Raw genomic sequence first — 14,534 nt, 5'->3', positions numbered from 1 at the left:
TCGAGTTCGGTCTCACAGGTGAGGGAGTCGCAATGAGCGGTGTGGACCCGCAGCGTTACGGGCCGTGGGCGGTCATCACCGGGGGATCGGAGGGGGTCGGGCGGTCGTTCGCGAAGGAGCTCGCGCGAGCGGGGATCGCGCTGCTGCTGGTTGCCCGGCGGGCCGAACCGCTGGAGGCCACGGCCGCGGAATGCCGGGAGCTCGGGGTCGAGGTGCGGACGCTCGCAACCGATCTGACCGACCCGGCCGCCGTCGGGCGGATCGTGGCCGCGGTCGAGGACGTGGAGGTCGGGCTGCTGGTGCTCAACGCCGGGGCCAATACCCACAGCGCGCCGTTCGTCGACGGGGATCTCACCGCGTTCCAGCGGGTCATCGATTTGAACATCACCGCGCCGCTCGGGCTGATCCACCACTTCGGGGCGCGGATGAAAACCCGTGGACGGGGCGGAATCCTGATGGTCGGTTCGCTGGCCGGGTATCTGGGGTCGCAGCACCACACCGTGTACGGCGGGGTGAAGGCGTTCGGCCGGATCTTCGCCGAAAGCCTGTGGCTCGAACTCGGCGAATACGGGGTCGACGTCCTGGAACTGGTGCTCGGCGTGACGCGGACACCCGCCATGGAGCGGGTCGGACTCAACTTCGACGTGCCGGGCATGGCGGTGTCCGAACCCGATGACGTGGCACGCGAAGGACTCTCGAATCTCGGACGCGGGCCGGTCCACATCATGTCCGGCAACGAGGCCGGGGCCGCGCAGCGCAACGATCCGGATCGGGCGACCGCGGTACTGCGCGCCGATCGCGGCATGCGTCGGCTCATGGGCCTGCCGGAGCGGGTGAACCGATGACGATAAAGCTCGGGCTGTCCACGCCCATCGTCGTGCAAGTGCCGGGGATCGCGTCGCCGTGGGAGGCCACCGCCGGAGCGGAGGAACTGACCCGGATCGCCAGGGCCGCCGACGAACTCGGATTCGACCACCTCACCTGCGCCGACCACGTCGGGGTGCCCGCCGCGGCGGCCGCGCTGCGGGGCGCGACCTACTGGGATCCGCTCGCGACGCTGTCCTACCTGGCCGCGCACACCAGCCGGATCCGGCTCGCCACCTCGGTGCTCGTGCTCGGATACCACCATCCGCTGGCGCTGGCCAAGAGTTACGGGACCCTCGACCGGCTGAGCAATGGCCGCGTGGTGCTCGGCGTCGGAGTCGGTTCTCTCGCCGAGGAATTCGCGCTGCTCGGCGCGGCCTGGGAGGACCGGGGCGCACTCGCCGACGCGGCCCTGGCGCGTCTGAAACGGGTCTGGGGTCGTCGAGAAGCCGAGGACTTCGTCATCGAACCCCATGCGATCGACCATGCCGTGCCGATCTGGGTCGGCGGCCGCACCCGCCGGTCCCTGCGCCGGGCGGTGACGCTCGGCACCGGGTGGGTGCCGTTCGGGCTGAAGGCCGAACAGATCGCCGACATGCTCGTCACCGTCACCGTCCCCGAGGGCTTCGACATCGTGCTCTCGCCCGGCGCCCCGCTGGATCCGCAAGGCGACGAAGCGGATTCGCTGCGCAGGCTGAGCGCCCTGCGCGACGCGGGCGCCACCCACCTGACCTGCACCGTGCGCGCCGCCGACGCCGGACACTACTGCGAGCAACTCGCCGCACTCCGCGAACTCGTCGACCGCCATCTCCGGTAGAAGAAGGACTCTCATGACCGACGAGCGCCTCGCCGCCCTCGAAGCCCGGCTGCTGCGCCTCGAGGACGAGCTCGCCATCACACGCCTGATCGCCTCCTACGGCCCGCTCGTGGACGCCGGGGTCGCCGACGAGGTCGCCGAATTGTGGACCGAGGACGGCGAATACGACGTCGAGGGCTGGCACATGCGCAGCCGCGACGACGTGCGCGCCATGGTCGGCTCGACCGCGCACCAATCACTGATCGCGGCCGGATCGGCGCATTTCCTGGGCCCGGCGGCGGTCACCCTGGACGGCGACACCGCCGAAGCGGTGTGCGAATCCCTCCTGATTCGCCACCGCGACGGCGAGTTCTTCGTCTGGCGTGCTGGCGCCAACCATTTCCGGCTCGCCCGCACCCCCGAAGGCTGGCGGATCACCAGCCGCGTCACCCGCGTTCTGGACGGTTCCGACACGGCTCGCGGACTGCTCCGCGCGCCCTGGACCGGCGCGAATATCACTTCCGAATAGAAATGAGGGTCCCCTAACGACAGGGCCGCTTCATCCAGTTATGGTTAGCGTCACCTAACGCCGAACCTGGGCGTTTCGTTGGAAGGACTGACATGAACGGACGAGCGAGCGGTACCCCGGGCCGCAAGACCCTGCTGCGGCTGTCCGCGCTGGGCGCGGCGCTGGTCGTGGCGGCGGCGTGCAGCAGCACGAAGTCGGACTCCGACGACGTCAAGGCCCTCGACGGCAACCATTACGCCCAGGTCAACATCGCCTCCAACAAGGCCTCCGACAAGGCCCAGTTCACCGACCCCAACTTCATCAACGCCTGGGGCATCGCGGACCGGCCCAAGGGCGCGGGCGGCCACTTCTGGGTCGGCGCGGGCGGCTACTCCTTCCAGTACGTCGGCGACGTCACCAAGTCCCCGGACGCCAAGTACCAGAAGATGTTCCAGGACCAGCTCAAGCTGGTCACCATCCCGGGCGCCGACTCCATCCCGGACGAGGACGGCGACGAGGGCGAGGGTAAGACCACCGGCGTCGTCTTCAACCCGGCCCCCATCACCTCCGACATCTTCCTGGTGAAGGACCAGCCCGTCAGCTACGACGGCAAGGACGAGAAGCTCACCGGCTCCGCGCGATTCATCTTCGCCACCGACTCCGGCAAGATCTCCGGCTGGACCGAGCAGGGCGCGGGCGGCGCCATCGTCCGCCACGACGGCCCCGCCGTCCTCGAATACGACGGCACCGCCCAGGGCATGAACTTCAAGGGCATCGCCCTCGACCCGTCCGGCACCAAGCTGCTGGCCGCCGACTTCGGCAAGGACCCGCAGGTCCGCACCTTCGACAAGGACTGGAAGCTGGTGCCCACCACCGGTTTCGCCAACCCGTTCGCCACCGGTGACGCGGTCGACCCGGCCGACGCCACCAAGGGCAAGAAGATCAAGGTCGGCGACCCGGCCCCCTTCAACGTCGCCACCATCGGCGACCGGGTTTTCGTCACCTACGCCATCACCGGCTCCGAGGGCGGCGACCCGAACAAGCTCAAGGTCGGCGAAGAGGACTCCCTCGACAAGGACCAGGAGAAGAAGGAAGGCAACAAGGCCAAGAAGGGCCAGGTCGCCGAATTCGACAAGAGCGGCAAGCTGGTTCGCACCATCGACGCGGACGGCCGCCTCAACGCGCCGTGGGCCGTCGTCGTCGCCCCGCAGGGTTTCGGACCGCTGTCCGGCAAGCTGCTGATCGGCAACTTCGCCGGCGCCGGCCACATCCTCGCCCTCGACGACCAGTCCGGCAAGTTCGTCGACTACCTGCGTGACGCCGACGGCAAGCCCGCCGAGATCGACGGCCTGTGGGGTCTGATGTTCGGCAACGGTGAGAGCCTCGGCGACGCCGACGCCCTGTACTTCACCGCCGGGCCGAACTCCGAGAAGGAAGGCCTCTTCGGCAGCCTGCGACTGAAGTAAGCCGCGAATCCTGCGGGCCCCGAGCTGAACTCAGCTCGGGGCCCGAGTTCTTTTACGGGGGCCTCAGGGTGCGCCGTGGCGGAGGCCGTAGATGGCGAGGCGGACGCGGTTGGGGGAGCCGGTTTTCGCCATCAGGTTGGTGACGTGGGTTTTGACGGTGGTCACGCCGAGCACCAGGCGCGCCGCTATCTCGGCGTTGGACAGGCCCTCGGTGAGCAGGGCCAGCACGTCCGCTTCGCGGCGGGTCAGCGGGAACAGGTCCGGGGCAGTGGCGAGTTCGCCGTCGGAGCGCGCGGCCACCGCGGATTCGACCAGGCGGTGCAGGACGTCCGGGGAGAACGGGCGTTCGCCGATCGCGGCGCGGCGGATGCCGTCGAGCAGGTCCGCGGGGGCGGCGTCCTTGACGAGGAATCCGCAGGCTCCGGCTTCCAGCGCCGGATAGAGGTGATCGTCGTCGTCGAAGGTGGTCAGGGCCAGCACCCGGGCGGACGGGCGGGCGGCCAGGATTCGTTCGGTCGCGCGGATTCCGTCCATGCCGGGCATGCGCAAGTCCATCAGGATGACATCGGGTGCGGTGGCGGCGGCCAGCCGCACGGCGTCCGAACCGCCGGAAGCCTCACCGATCACTTCGAGGTCGTCGGCGGTGTGGCACAGCATGCGCAGGCCCGCGCGGACCAGTTGCTGATCGTCCACGATGAGGACCCGGATCGTCATGCGGCCGCACCGATGCGGCGGGGGAGGCGGGCGGTGATCCGCCAGCCGGAGGCGTTCGGTCCCGCGCCGAATACGCCGTCGAGCAGCTCGACGCGTTCACGCAGCCCGATCAGGCCCACCCCGCCCGGTAGCCGGGGCCGGCCGGTTCGTGGAGAGCCGTTGTCCCGCAAGGTGAAATCGAGGTCACCGGCGGCGTCCACGGAGACGGTCAGCCACACGGTGGTCTCCGGCCCGGCATGTTTGACGACATTGGCCAGCCCTTCCTGCGTCAGTCTCAGCACGGTCAGCGCGCGCAACGCGTCCACCGCCGTGACGTCCTCGGCCACGTTCGCGGTGACGGCCAGACCACCGCGGCGGGCGCGCTCGACCGTCTCGGTGATTGCGGCGGGCAGGTCCGCCGGAGCCAGGAAGGACGCGCCGTCACCCGCGGGGTCTCGCAGGATCGTCACCAATTTCCGTAGATCGGTGAGGGTTTGCTTGCCGGTCGAATGGATGTCGTCGAGGACTTCCAGCAGTGCGGGCGGCGCGTCGGGCACCGCGTGGCGGGCGACTCCGACCCGCAGCACGGTCGAGGAGACGTGATGGGCGATCAGGTCGTGGAGTTCGCGGGCGATCGCGGTCCGCTCGGTCTCCCGCGCCGCGGCGATCTCACTCGCCCGGCGCTGTTCGAGCGCGTCCGCCTCGCGGGCGGACTCTTCGGCGCGGGCCCACGCGGCGCGCAGCAGACCGCCGATGAACAGCGGCAATACGGCCATGACGACCGCGCGATACACCATCACCGCTGTTCCGCCGACCGGATGCAGCAGGTACGCCGCACCCAGTCCGACCGCCGCCGGCCAGGAACGACCGCCGCCACGGCGAGCGGTCAGTTCCGCGAGCGCGAAGGCCGCCGCGACCTTCGCGACAATCGGTCCGGTATGGCCGAATTCGAAGCCGAGGACCAGCAGCCCGGTCGTCAGCAGCGAGGCCGTCATCGGGCGGCGCACTCCGAGGGCCGTCGCCAGCACCGCGAGCAGGCCTGTCGCCCAGTCGAAGACAGTCGGCTCATTCCCGAGCAGCAGCAGACAACCCGCTGCCAGCACTGTCAGCACGGCGAGCCGGACCGGCAGCATGCGCTCGCCGAGCAGCGACTCGGCACTTCGGGTCACGCCGGAGGAACCAACCACCTTCTCATCATGGCGTACCGGTGAGGACCGGCGATTCCTCCGCAGGGAGGAGATCGGTCTCCTACATCGGGCCGATCGGAGGGGCCCGTGGTCGGATCCCTCACGCCGGTTCGGCAGCGAGGGTGAAAGGCATGAGCATCAACGACAATCCGGCCAACGACGACGCGAAGACGGGCAAGCCGGATGACCCGGCGGCGCGGTCACCGCAGCGCGGTCCCAGCCGCAGACGGGTCCTGGGCGCGGTGGCCGGGGGACTGGTGGCCGGCGCGGCCGCGGGCGTCGCGAGCGGAGTCGCGCTCGCGTCCGACGCGAATCCACCGCACCTGCGGCCCTCGGCGCGACGGTTCGAGAACAAGGTCGTCGTGATCACGGGAGCGACCTCCGGAATCGGCGCCGCCGCGGCCCGGCTGTTCGCCGCCGAGGGCGCCCGCGTCGCGTTCTGCGGACGCCGCGTCGACCGGGGCCGCGCCGTCGAGCGCGAGATCCGCTCGGCGGGAGGCGAAGCCACCTACATCCACGCCGACGTGCTGATCGAATCCGACGTCCGCGACTTCGTCGACGCCGCCGTGCAGCGCTACGGCGGACTCGATGTCGCCTTCAACAACGCGGGCATCACCATCCAGAAGCCGCTGCACGAGTACTCCGCCGACGAGTTCGACCGCGTCGTGAACACCAATCTGCGCGGCAGCTTCCTGGCCATGAAATACGAAGTCCCGCACCTGATCCGCCGTGGCGGCGGAACGATCGTGGTCACGGCGTCGAGCAATGCGCTGGCCACCGATTCCGGCCGTGCCGCCTACACGGCGAGCAAACGCGGTCTGGTCGGGCTGGTCCAGTCCGCGGCACTGGATTACGCGGGCCAGGGGATTCGGGTCAATGCCCTGGTGCCGGGTACCACCGACACCGACCTCGTCCGCAATGCCAGCCCGATAGGCCACCTACCCGACGACGCGTACCGGGTGGCGATGAAGCAGTGGGCGGCATCGAATGTGCCCGGCCTGGGCAGGCTCGCCACGGCGGAGGAGATCGCGGCCTTCGCGCTGACCCTGGCGTCACCCGAGTTCCCCTACCTCACCGGTGCGCAACTGGTGATCGACGGCGGAAAGACCGCGCACGCCTGATGGTTTCCTCAGCTCGCTCCCACCCCCAGCGCGGTGAGCAGCACCAGGACAACGGTGATCACGGCGAACACGCCGTGGCCGCCGACGACCAGTACGGGGAAATGTCGTTCGGCCGGTTCTCGCGCGGGAATCGAAACCGGAGCCGGTTCCGCGGCGAGCGTGCGCGACTCCCGGAACACCGGGAGCCAGCGCAGCAGCATCACGAACCCGAGCGCCGCCACCGGCACCAGGAAGCCGAAGGCGACCCAGGCCAGGGCGTCGGAATCGACGACCAGATAGATGATCCACAGCACCAGCCCGATCACGGCCAGCAGGAAATGGCCGAAGACGACGGGCGCGGGCAGATGGCTGGTACGCGGTTCGCGCACACCGCCTTTGGCGATCCAGGTGCCGAGCAGGACGAAGCCGCCGGTTGCGGTGAGCAGCCAGGTGATCAGTGCCGCGATGGCCATGACGAACTCCTGTCGAATGCGAGGGATGGGAATTCAGCGGCGGAAACCCTCCGCCTGGGTGGACTCGTCGGCGACCCGGACGCCGTAGCGGTAGGCGAGTTTGCCGCCGAGGTAGCCGGAGACGGACAACGTCGCCAGGGCCACGAGCGACAACACCAGCGGCCCGATCGGCACCGCGCCGTCGGGCGTGCCGCGCCACCAGAAGTTCAGGGCGAACGCCACGGTCACCGCCAGGTTCAGGCTCAGATGCGTCAACCCGATGCGGAACGCCGGGGTTCCGGCCGGAATGGCCAGGAAATCCAGGAACCCGACGGTCGCCGCCGCCAGTGCGCCCAGCACGCCGATGGCGATCAGCCACCGCGCGCCATAGGCCAGTGCGTCCGAATCCCCGGCCACATGGGAGGCCAGGTCGAACACCACGCTCGCCACCCACGCCCCGATGGGCACGGTGACCAGGATCGGATGGAACGGATGGCCGTAGGGTCCGGCCAGCGCCGCACTCACCGGACGCTTCGCCCGCTGTGGATCAGCGGTCATGACAACCTCCCAACCAGGGTCGAGCAGGACTACCTGCCGCATACCCGTTCCCGCTCGGAGATCACGATCGGCGCTATCGTGAGTCGCGTGACCAGCACTTCCGTGCCCGAGCCGACCCTGACCGCCGTGCTGGCCGACTTGGCCGCCCTGGAAGACCCCAAGGCCCGCGCCGTCAACGAGCGACACGGCGACGACCACGGCGTCAACCTCACCAAGCTGCGCGCCCTCGCCAAGCGTCTCGGCCCCCGTGAAGACCTGGCCCGCCAACTCTGGAAGACCGGCGACAGCGCCGCCAAACTCCTCGCGATCCTTCTCTCCCGCCCCAAGCAGTACGACCGCGCCGACCTCGACACCATGCTCCGCGAGGCACGCTCCCCCAAGGTCCACGACTGGCTCGTCGGCTACCTCGTGAAGAAGAACCCGAACACCGAGGTACTGCGCCTGGCCTGGATGAACGACCCCGACCCGGTCGTCGCGAGCGCCGGGTGGGCCCTCACCGCCGACCGCGTCACCAAACGCCCCGACGGCCTCGATCTACCCACCCTCCTCGACACCATCGACGCCGAGATGAAGGCCGCCCCCGATCGCCTGCAGTGGGCGATGAACACCTGCCTGGCCCAGATCGGCATCGCGCACCCGGAGCTGCGTGCCCGCGCCATCGACATCGGCGAACGCCTGGAGGTTCTGAAGGACTATCCGACCCCGCCCCACTGCACCTCGCCGTACGCACCCATCTGGATCAACGAGATCGTGCGCCGGCAGCGATAGCCGAACGGTCAGGAGTCCATGGCCTTGCCGACGAACCAGAGGGTGAGGACCGCGCCGGCGGCGATGACCGCGCCGTAGTGGCCGGGGGAGATGGCGTAGGTGTAGGTGGACGCGGCGAAGATGATCGCTGCCGCCAGGAAGAGCAGGCGCTTCACGGTGGGCTCCACAAGTCGGGATTCAACCGTATGAGGGGCGGGAGCGGGCGCACCATGGGAGGGGCGGCGTGGTGGCGGCGGTGGGGCGCGTGGGGAGGAATCGGGGTGAATTGGGCAGGGAGCGATGAGATTCGGGCCGGGACGCCGTCGTATCAGGTAAGCGCGCGAGACATTCGACCACTGATCGGCAAGGAGCACACTGATGCGCAAGGTAACGGCGGGACTGTTCATCTCACTCGACGGAATCGTCGCGGAGCCCCAGGACTGGCACTTCCCCTACTTCAATGACGAGATGGGGGAAGCGGTTTCGGCTCAGGTCGCCGGGGCGGACACCCTGGTGTTCGGGCGGGCCACCTATGAAGGATTCGCGGGAGCGTGGCCCGAGCGGGAGGCCGCGGGCGGCGAGGACGCCGGGTTCGCGAAGGCGCTCGGCGATATGCGGAAAGTCGTGGTCTCGCACAAGGAACTGGAATTCACGTGGCGGAACTCCGAGCAGCTGCGCGGCGACCTGGTCGAGGGCGTCGCGGCGCTCAAGGCGGAGGAGGGCGGAGACATCGCGATGAGCGGCTCGCCGTCGGTGGTGGTGCAGCTGCTCGCCGCCGGACTGGTGGATGAGCTGCACCTGCTCGTGCATCCGGTGGCCCTGCGCAACGGTGGGGTGCGGCTGTTCGACGAGGGGAATTCGGTTCCGCTGCGGTTGATCTCGGCCACGCCGTTCAAGACCGGCGTGGTGCACATGGTCTACGGGCCCGCCGAGGAGCCCGCCCCCGCGGGGTACGCGGACGCGGCGGGGCTCATCTCCTGATCACCCACCCACGCGAAAGCCGGTCCCGGGAACCGAACCCGGGACCGGCTTGTCGACGTCGGGCGGCCTACTTGCCGTAGGAGCCACCGGCCGAGCCGCTCGCGACCAGGCACAGCGGGTTGTTCACCATCAGCATCTGCGCCGAACCCGACGACGAACCGGTGAGCCCGGAATCGAGGGCGGGCGTGTTCGGCGGGGTCGCGGCGGGATCGCCCGATCCGCCCAGCCGCATGGATCGGCCGTCGGAGTTCGGATCGGCCGGGGCGCCCAGCAGATCCAGCACCGTCGGGGTGATGTCGGCCAGCGCGTAGCCGTTGTTCTGGGCGCCCGCGGTGAAGTCCGGGCCGCGCGCGATCACGAAACTCGCTGTCTCGTAAGCGCTCTGACCGCCGTGCCCGCCCTCGGGCTTGTGGCCGTGATCGGTGGTCACCAGAATCGTCCAGCGCTCGTCGGCGTGCGTGCGGGCCCGGTCGTCCACCGCCTTGGTGATATTGCCGACCAGCGTGTCCACCCGGCCGATGGCGTCACGGTAGGCCTGCGGCCAGACCCCGCGCAGCGTGTGGCCGACGATATCGACCTGATCGAGGTGGGTGAAGGTGAAATCGGCGCCGTCGTCGGTGATCGAGGACACCACCTTCGCCGCCGCGGCCGAATCCGCCGTCGTCTCACAGACTCCCGCGCCCGTCGGGTCGACCTGCGTCACCGACACCTTGTCCGCCGCCGGACTTCCGGTCCGCGCGATCATGCCGATCTTGTCCCAGGTGCCCAGCGATGCCGTCGCCAGACTCGGCTTGTAGCGCTCCAACTGCGTGAACACCGTCGGATACTGCGCGAAAGGCGCGGGGTTGCAGGTGGCGTCGTTGTCCTTGATGCCGTGCTTGGTGTCCCACACGCCGGTCAGTGCCGTCGCCCAGGAGACGCAGGACATGGTGGTGTGCGGGGCGATCGAGGTCCGGGCCAGGGTGCCCTGCGCGGCGAGCAGGCCCAGGTTCGGCGCGTTCGCCGCCTGCACCTCGCTCCACAGCGTGCCGTCGATGCCGATCACCACGACCTTGTTCACCACGGGGGCGGCCGTCGCCGGGGCGGCCGAGGCCAGCGGGAGTGCGGCCAGCGCGACGGCGGCCACCCATGCACGAGTTCCAGACATGCGCGGCAGGTTAGCGGGGGCGCGGCACTTCCGCAGCGAATTCGGACAATTGACCAGAACTGTCCCGCAGAGTGAAACTCCTGCGGGTCTCATCTCTGGTCGGCGCGGGGGTGCGAGCGCGACTGCCGTCGGCGGGCCCGCTCCCGCTCGATCGCGTCGAAGCGCAGTTGCAGGCCGTCGAGGAACGCCGACAGGGCCAATTCGAAACTCTCCGCGTCGATCTCGTCGGCTTTGGCGCGCAAGAGGTGGGCCTGCTCCAGATGCGGATACCGGTCCCGGTAGACCTGCACGTCGTCGACGAAGCCACGCGAGAACGAGCCCATGGTGGCGCCCATGACCAGGTAGCGGGTGGCCGCACCGATATTGGTGGCGTCGCGCGGGGGCCAGCCCGCGGCGACCAGGCCGCCGTGGACGGCGTCGGCGGTGCGCAGGTTCTCGTCGCGGGTGCCGGGGCCCGCGGCCAGGTAGGCGACGAAATTGGGGTGGCGGACCAGGGCGTCGCGGTAGGAGTGGGCCCAGTGGGTGATGCCGATACGCCAGCCCCGATCGAAGGACGACGCGTCGACTCGGGACATGAGCATGCCGCCGATGTCGTCGAGGACGGCGTCCTTGGTGGGGAAGTGGGTGTAGAGCGAAGCGGCCTGCACTCCCAGCTCGGCGGCGAGCTTGCGCATGGACAGTTCGGCGAGGCCGTCGCGGTCGATCAGGGTCAGCGCGGCGTCGCGAATGCGTTCGCGGCTCAGCAGCGGCACTTTCGGCCTGGCCATGCGGCTCACCTCCTGGGTCCGGCGACACCGGCACTCCGGTGGCTCTCGAACTTATCACCGGATCCTTGATAAACCGAACGCTGTTAGGATACCGTCGAGTCATAAACCTAACAACGTTTGGTTAGGAGCTATCGCAACCATGGACTTCGAACTCGGCGAGTCGCAGCGCGAACTGCGCGAACTGGCCCGCGCCTGGGTCGACAAGGAAGTCGTCCCGCACGCCGCCGCCTGGGACCGGGCCGAATCGGTGGACACCACCATCGTCGGAAAACTCGGCGACATGGGCTTCCTCGGCATCGAGATCCCCGAGGGGTACGGCGGTTCCGGCGGCACCGCCCTGGACTACTGCCTGCTGCTCGAGGAACTCGGCCGCGGCGACAGCTCGGTGCGCGGCATCGTGTCGGTGTCACTGGGCCTGGTGTCGAAGTCGATCAAGACCTATGGGACCGAGGCGCAGAAACGAGAATGGCTGCCGCGGCTGTGCGCCGGGCAGGCGCTGGGCTGCTTCGGCCTCACCGAACCCGGCACCGGCTCGGACGCGGGCAGCCTGATCGCCAAAGCCGTTGCCGACGGCGACGATTGGCTGCTGTCCGGCACCAAGATCTTCATCACCAACGGCACCTGGGCCGACGTCGCCATCATCTTCGCGCGCACCGGCGGACCCGGCCCCAAGGGCGTCACCGCGTTCCTGGTGCCCACCGACGCACCCGGTTTCACCCGCACCGAGATCAAGGGCAAGCTCGGGCTGCGCGGCCAGGCCACCGCCGAACTGGTCCTCGACCAGGTCCGGGTGCCCGACGCCAACCGGCTCGGCGATCTCGGTCAAGGCTTCAAGATCGCCATGGCCGCCCTCGACAAGGGCCGCATGGGCGTGGCCGCCGGATGCGTCGGCGTCGCGCGCGGCTGCCTCGAGGAATCGGTGAAATACGCCGGACAGCGCGAGCAGTTCGGCAAGCCGATCGCCGCCTATCAGCTGGTCCAGGAACTGATCTCGGATATCGCCGTCGACGTGGAGGCGGCGCGGCTGCTCACCTGGCGGGTCGCGGACCTGGTGGAGAAGGGCAAGCCGTTCGGCACCGAGGCCTCGGTCGCCAAACTCTTCGCCAGCGAGGCCGCGGTGAAGGCCGCCAACAACGCCATCCAGGTGTTCGGCGGCTACGGCTACATCGACGAGTACCCGGTCGCGAAGTACCTGCGCGACGCGCGTGTCCTCACCCTCTACGAGGGCACCAGCCAGATCCAGAAACTGCTCATCGGCCGCGCCCTCACCGGCGTGAACGCCTTCAACTGACCACTCACCCAGGGAGATACCCAGATGTCGAAAGTCGCAGTCGTCACCGGCGCCGCCCGCGGAATCGGCGCGGGCACCGCGGCCCGCCTGGCCGCCGACGGATTCGCCGTCGCCATCGTCGATCTCGACGAAGCCGCCTGCACGGATGCCGTGGACGCCATCGCCGCCGCGGGCGGGACCGCGATCGCGGTGGGCTGCAACGTCACCGACGAAGCCCAGGTCGCCGCCGCGTTCGAACGCATCGCCGCGGAACTGGGCTCGGTGGACGTGCTGGTCAACAACGCGGGCGTGCTGCGCGACAACCTGCTGTTCAAGATGTCGGTCGACGACTGGGACCTGGTCATGTCCGTGCACCTCAAGGGCGCCTTCCTGTGCACCCGCGAGGCGCAGAAGTACATGGTGAAGCAGAAGTCCGGCAAGATCGTGAACACCTCCAGCGTGTCCGCGCTCGGCGCCCGCGGACAGGCCAACTACTCGGCCGCCAAGATGGGCATCCAGGGCCTGACCCGCACGCTCGCCATGGAATTGGGGCCGTTCGGCATCAATGTCAACGCCGTCGCGCCCGGATTCATCGTCACCGAGATGACCGACGCCACCGCCGCTCGTGTCGGGGTCTCGCCGGAGGAGTTCCGCGCCGAGGCCGCCAAGATCACCCCGCTGCGCCGCGTCGGCGCACCCGCCGACATCGCCAACGTGGTGTCGTTCCTGGTCTCCGACGACGCCTCGTTCGTCACGGGCCAGACCATCTACGTCGACGGCGGACGCCGTCTCTAGTCCGGAGAGTTTCCCATGCAGAGAACAGTTTTCGACAAGGACCACGAAGCCTTCCGCGAGACCGTGCGGGCCTTCCTCGAAGCCGAGGTCGTGCCCGTGTACGACCAGTGGTACGAGCAGGGCATCGCGCCGCGCGAGTTCTATTACAAGCTGGGCGAACTCGGCGTCTTCGGCATCGAGGTGCCCGAGGAATTCGGCGGCGCGGGCATCGAATCGTTCAAGTTCCAGGCCATTCTCATCGAGGAATGCGCGCGGGCGGCGGTATCGCTCGGCGGGTCCGGGGTGCACGTCGGGCTGTGCCTGCCCTACATCCTGAACCTGGCCACCCAGGAACAGAAGGAGCGCTGGCTGCCCGGCTTCGTGTCCGGCGAGACCATGTTCGCCATCGCCATGACCGAGCCCGGCACCGGCTCGGACCTGGCCGGCATGCGCACCACCGCCAAGCTGTCCGAGGACGGCACGCACTACGTGCTCAACGGGTCCAAGACCTTCATCACCGGCGGTGTACTCGCCGACCGCGTCATCGTGTGCGCCCGCACCGCCGCGCCCACGGAAGGCGATCGCCGCCACGGCATCTCGCTGTTCGCGGTCGACACCAAGTCGGCGGGCTACACCGTCGGCCGCAAGCTCGACAAGCTCGGCCTCAAGGTCTCCGACACCGCCGAACTCAACTTCACCGACGTCGAGGTGCCGGTCGAGGACCTGCTGGGCGCGGAGCACCAGGGCTTCTCCTACCTGGGCCAGAACCTGCCCCAGGAACGCGCCTCCATCGCCGTCGGCGCGTACGCGCAGGCCAAGGCCGCCATCCGGTTCGCCAAGGAATACACCCAGCAGCGCAACGTGTTCGGTCAGCCGGTCGCCGGCTTCCAGAACACCAAGTTCGAGCTCGCCGCCTGCCAGGCCGAGGTCGACGCCGCCGAGGCCGTGGTCGACCGCGCCCTCGACGCCCTCGACAACGGCACCCTCACCGCCGCCGACGCCGCTTCGGCCAAGCTGTTCTGCACCGAGGTCGCCCACCGCGTCATCGACCGCTGCCTGCAGCTGCACGGCGGCTACGGGTTCATCAACGAATACCCCATCGCCCGCCTCTACGCCGACAACCGCGTGAATCGGATCTACGGCGGCACCAGCGAAGTCATGAAAATGATCATCGCCAAGGACATGGGGCTCTAGGCCCGCACCCCGACCCGATCGAACCCGAGG

General features: G+C 69.1%; 17 protein-coding genes. 10 read left to right on the top strand and 7 right to left on the bottom strand.

What is annotated here, in order from left to right; genetic code table 11:
• The first annotated feature begins 32 nt into the window (after positions 1–32).
• The 4 genes from ACFRAQ_RS32765 (at position 33) to ACFRAQ_RS32750 (ending at position 3,634) form a co-directional block, all read left to right on the top strand.
• Positions 33–845, top strand: coding sequence for an SDR family NAD(P)-dependent oxidoreductase (locus ACFRAQ_RS32765; RefSeq protein WP_379106589.1), 813 nt, complete (start codon positions 33–35; stop codon positions 843–845).
• Between the two features lie 2 nt (positions 846–847).
• Positions 848–1,681 (top strand): TIGR03619 family F420-dependent LLM class oxidoreductase, encoded by an 834-nt coding sequence (locus ACFRAQ_RS32760; protein WP_379106670.1) that lies wholly within the window; start codon positions 848–850, stop codon positions 1,679–1,681.
• Between the two features lie 13 nt (positions 1,682–1,694).
• Positions 1,695–2,189 (top strand): nuclear transport factor 2 family protein, encoded by a 495-nt coding sequence (locus tag ACFRAQ_RS32755; protein WP_379106586.1) that lies wholly within the window; start codon positions 1,695–1,697, stop codon positions 2,187–2,189.
• A gap of 92 nt (positions 2,190–2,281) precedes the next feature.
• Positions 2,282–3,634, top strand: coding sequence for a TIGR03118 family protein (locus ACFRAQ_RS32750; RefSeq protein ID WP_379106584.1), 1,353 nt, complete (start codon positions 2,282–2,284; stop codon positions 3,632–3,634).
• A gap of 63 nt (positions 3,635–3,697) precedes the next feature.
• Here ACFRAQ_RS32750 and ACFRAQ_RS32745 read toward each other — a convergent pair whose 3' ends face one another.
• Entirely contained in the window at positions 3,698–4,348 is a 651-nt protein-coding gene (locus tag ACFRAQ_RS32745; RefSeq protein ID WP_379106582.1) for a response regulator, read from the bottom strand.
• Positions 4,345–5,496, bottom strand: coding sequence for a sensor histidine kinase (locus ACFRAQ_RS32740; protein ID WP_379106579.1), 1,152 nt, complete (start codon positions 5,494–5,496; stop codon positions 4,345–4,347). The genes ACFRAQ_RS32745 and ACFRAQ_RS32740 overlap by 4 nt, the downstream gene beginning before the upstream one ends.
• A 149-nt stretch (positions 5,497–5,645) precedes the next feature.
• On the opposite strand from ACFRAQ_RS32740, the gene ACFRAQ_RS32735 reads away from it, so the two are divergent.
• Positions 5,646–6,635 carry an SDR family NAD(P)-dependent oxidoreductase gene (locus ACFRAQ_RS32735; protein WP_379106577.1) on the top strand — a complete coding sequence of 330 codons (990 nt, stop codon included), beginning with the start codon at positions 5,646–5,648 and terminating at the stop codon, positions 6,633–6,635.
• Between the two features lie 8 nt (positions 6,636–6,643).
• On the opposite strand, the gene ACFRAQ_RS32730 is transcribed toward ACFRAQ_RS32735, so the two are convergent.
• Positions 6,644–7,087 carry a hypothetical protein gene (locus ACFRAQ_RS32730; protein WP_379106575.1) on the bottom strand — a complete coding sequence of 148 codons (444 nt, stop codon included), beginning with the start codon at positions 7,085–7,087 and terminating at the stop codon, positions 6,644–6,646.
• A 33-nt stretch (positions 7,088–7,120) separates the two neighbouring features.
• A complete protein-coding gene (locus tag ACFRAQ_RS32725; RefSeq protein ID WP_379106573.1) occupies positions 7,121–7,624 on the bottom strand; it encodes a DUF2231 domain-containing protein in 504 nt (167 codons plus the stop codon).
• A gap of 87 nt (positions 7,625–7,711) precedes the next feature.
• On the opposite strand from ACFRAQ_RS32725, the gene ACFRAQ_RS32720 reads away from it, so the two are divergent.
• Positions 7,712–8,392 carry a DNA alkylation repair protein gene (locus tag ACFRAQ_RS32720; RefSeq protein WP_379106570.1) on the top strand — a complete coding sequence of 227 codons (681 nt, stop codon included), beginning with the start codon at positions 7,712–7,714 and terminating at the stop codon, positions 8,390–8,392.
• A gap of 8 nt (positions 8,393–8,400) precedes the next feature.
• Here the strand turns inward: ACFRAQ_RS32720 and ACFRAQ_RS32715 are convergent, their stop codons facing one another.
• Positions 8,401–8,547 carry a hypothetical protein gene (locus ACFRAQ_RS32715; RefSeq protein ID WP_357286567.1) on the bottom strand — a complete coding sequence of 49 codons (147 nt, stop codon included), beginning with the start codon at positions 8,545–8,547 and terminating at the stop codon, positions 8,401–8,403.
• A gap of 202 nt (positions 8,548–8,749) precedes the next feature.
• Here ACFRAQ_RS32715 and ACFRAQ_RS32710 point away from each other — a divergent pair, with 202 nt between their 5' ends.
• Positions 8,750–9,352, top strand: a complete 603-nt coding sequence (locus tag ACFRAQ_RS32710; protein WP_379106568.1) for a dihydrofolate reductase family protein — start codon at positions 8,750–8,752, stop codon at positions 9,350–9,352.
• Positions 9,353–9,419: 67 nt separating this feature from the next.
• Here ACFRAQ_RS32710 and ACFRAQ_RS32705 read toward each other — a convergent pair whose 3' ends face one another.
• Together ACFRAQ_RS32705 and ACFRAQ_RS32700 are read right to left on the bottom strand one after the other, a co-directional pair.
• Entirely contained in the window at positions 9,420–10,499 is a 1,080-nt protein-coding gene (locus ACFRAQ_RS32705) for an alkaline phosphatase family protein (RefSeq protein WP_357286571.1), read from the bottom strand.
• A gap of 89 nt (positions 10,500–10,588) precedes the next feature.
• Complete coding sequence (locus tag ACFRAQ_RS32700; protein WP_379106565.1) at positions 10,589–11,266, bottom strand: TetR/AcrR family transcriptional regulator; 678 nt, start codon at positions 11,264–11,266, stop codon at positions 10,589–10,591.
• Between the two features lie 139 nt (positions 11,267–11,405).
• On the opposite strand from ACFRAQ_RS32700, the gene ACFRAQ_RS32695 reads away from it, so the two are divergent.
• The 3 genes from ACFRAQ_RS32695 to ACFRAQ_RS32685 are packed head-to-tail and all read left to right on the top strand — an operon-like array spanning position 11,406 to position 14,504.
• Entirely contained in the window at positions 11,406–12,557 is a 1,152-nt protein-coding gene (locus tag ACFRAQ_RS32695; RefSeq protein ID WP_379106563.1) for an acyl-CoA dehydrogenase family protein, read from the top strand.
• 24 nt (positions 12,558–12,581) lie between these two features.
• Entirely contained in the window at positions 12,582–13,331 is a 750-nt protein-coding gene (gene fabG, locus ACFRAQ_RS32690) for a 3-oxoacyl-ACP reductase FabG (protein ID WP_379106561.1), read from the top strand.
• 15 nt (positions 13,332–13,346) lie between these two features.
• Positions 13,347–14,504 carry an acyl-CoA dehydrogenase family protein gene (locus ACFRAQ_RS32685; protein ID WP_379106559.1) on the top strand — a complete coding sequence of 386 codons (1,158 nt, stop codon included), beginning with the start codon at positions 13,347–13,349 and terminating at the stop codon, positions 14,502–14,504.
• Positions 14,505–14,534 lie beyond the last annotated feature (30 nt).

The organism is Nocardia sp. NPDC056611 (assembly GCF_042792755.1).
Taxonomy (GTDB): Bacteria; Actinomycetota; Actinomycetes; order Mycobacteriales; family Mycobacteriaceae; genus Nocardia.
The sequence above is the reverse complement of the archived record's forward strand: the minus strand, read 5'-3'. Positions and strand labels throughout refer to the sequence as shown.

Excerpts from the sequence above, each read along its gene's own strand:
- ACFRAQ_RS32765 (WP_379106589.1), top strand. The coding sequence starts at position 33 with ATGAGCGGTGTGGACCCGCAGCGTTACGGGCCGTGGGCGGTCATCACC.
- ACFRAQ_RS32755 (WP_379106586.1), top strand. The coding sequence starts at position 1,695 with ATGACCGACGAGCGCCTCGCCGCCCTCGAAGCCCGGCTGCTGCGCCTC.
- ACFRAQ_RS32750 (WP_379106584.1), top strand. The coding sequence starts at position 2,282 with ATGAACGGACGAGCGAGCGGTACCCCGGGCCGCAAGACCCTGCTGCGG.
- ACFRAQ_RS32745 (WP_379106582.1), bottom strand. The coding sequence starts at position 4,348 with ATGACGATCCGGGTCCTCATCGTGGACGATCAGCAACTGGTCCGCGCG.
- ACFRAQ_RS32735 (WP_379106577.1), top strand. The coding sequence starts at position 5,646 with ATGAGCATCAACGACAATCCGGCCAACGACGACGCGAAGACGGGCAAG.
- ACFRAQ_RS32730 (WP_379106575.1), bottom strand. The coding sequence starts at position 7,087 with ATGGCCATCGCGGCACTGATCACCTGGCTGCTCACCGCAACCGGCGGC.
- ACFRAQ_RS32725 (WP_379106573.1), bottom strand. The coding sequence starts at position 7,624 with ATGACCGCTGATCCACAGCGGGCGAAGCGTCCGGTGAGTGCGGCGCTG.
- ACFRAQ_RS32710 (WP_379106568.1), top strand. The coding sequence starts at position 8,750 with ATGCGCAAGGTAACGGCGGGACTGTTCATCTCACTCGACGGAATCGTC.
- ACFRAQ_RS32705 (WP_357286571.1), bottom strand. The coding sequence starts at position 10,499 with ATGTCTGGAACTCGTGCATGGGTGGCCGCCGTCGCGCTGGCCGCACTC.
- ACFRAQ_RS32700 (WP_379106565.1), bottom strand. The coding sequence starts at position 11,266 with ATGGCCAGGCCGAAAGTGCCGCTGCTGAGCCGCGAACGCATTCGCGAC.
- ACFRAQ_RS32695 (WP_379106563.1), top strand. The coding sequence starts at position 11,406 with ATGGACTTCGAACTCGGCGAGTCGCAGCGCGAACTGCGCGAACTGGCC.
- fabG (WP_379106561.1), top strand. The coding sequence starts at position 12,582 with ATGTCGAAAGTCGCAGTCGTCACCGGCGCCGCCCGCGGAATCGGCGCG.
- ACFRAQ_RS32685 (WP_379106559.1), top strand. The coding sequence starts at position 13,347 with ATGCAGAGAACAGTTTTCGACAAGGACCACGAAGCCTTCCGCGAGACC.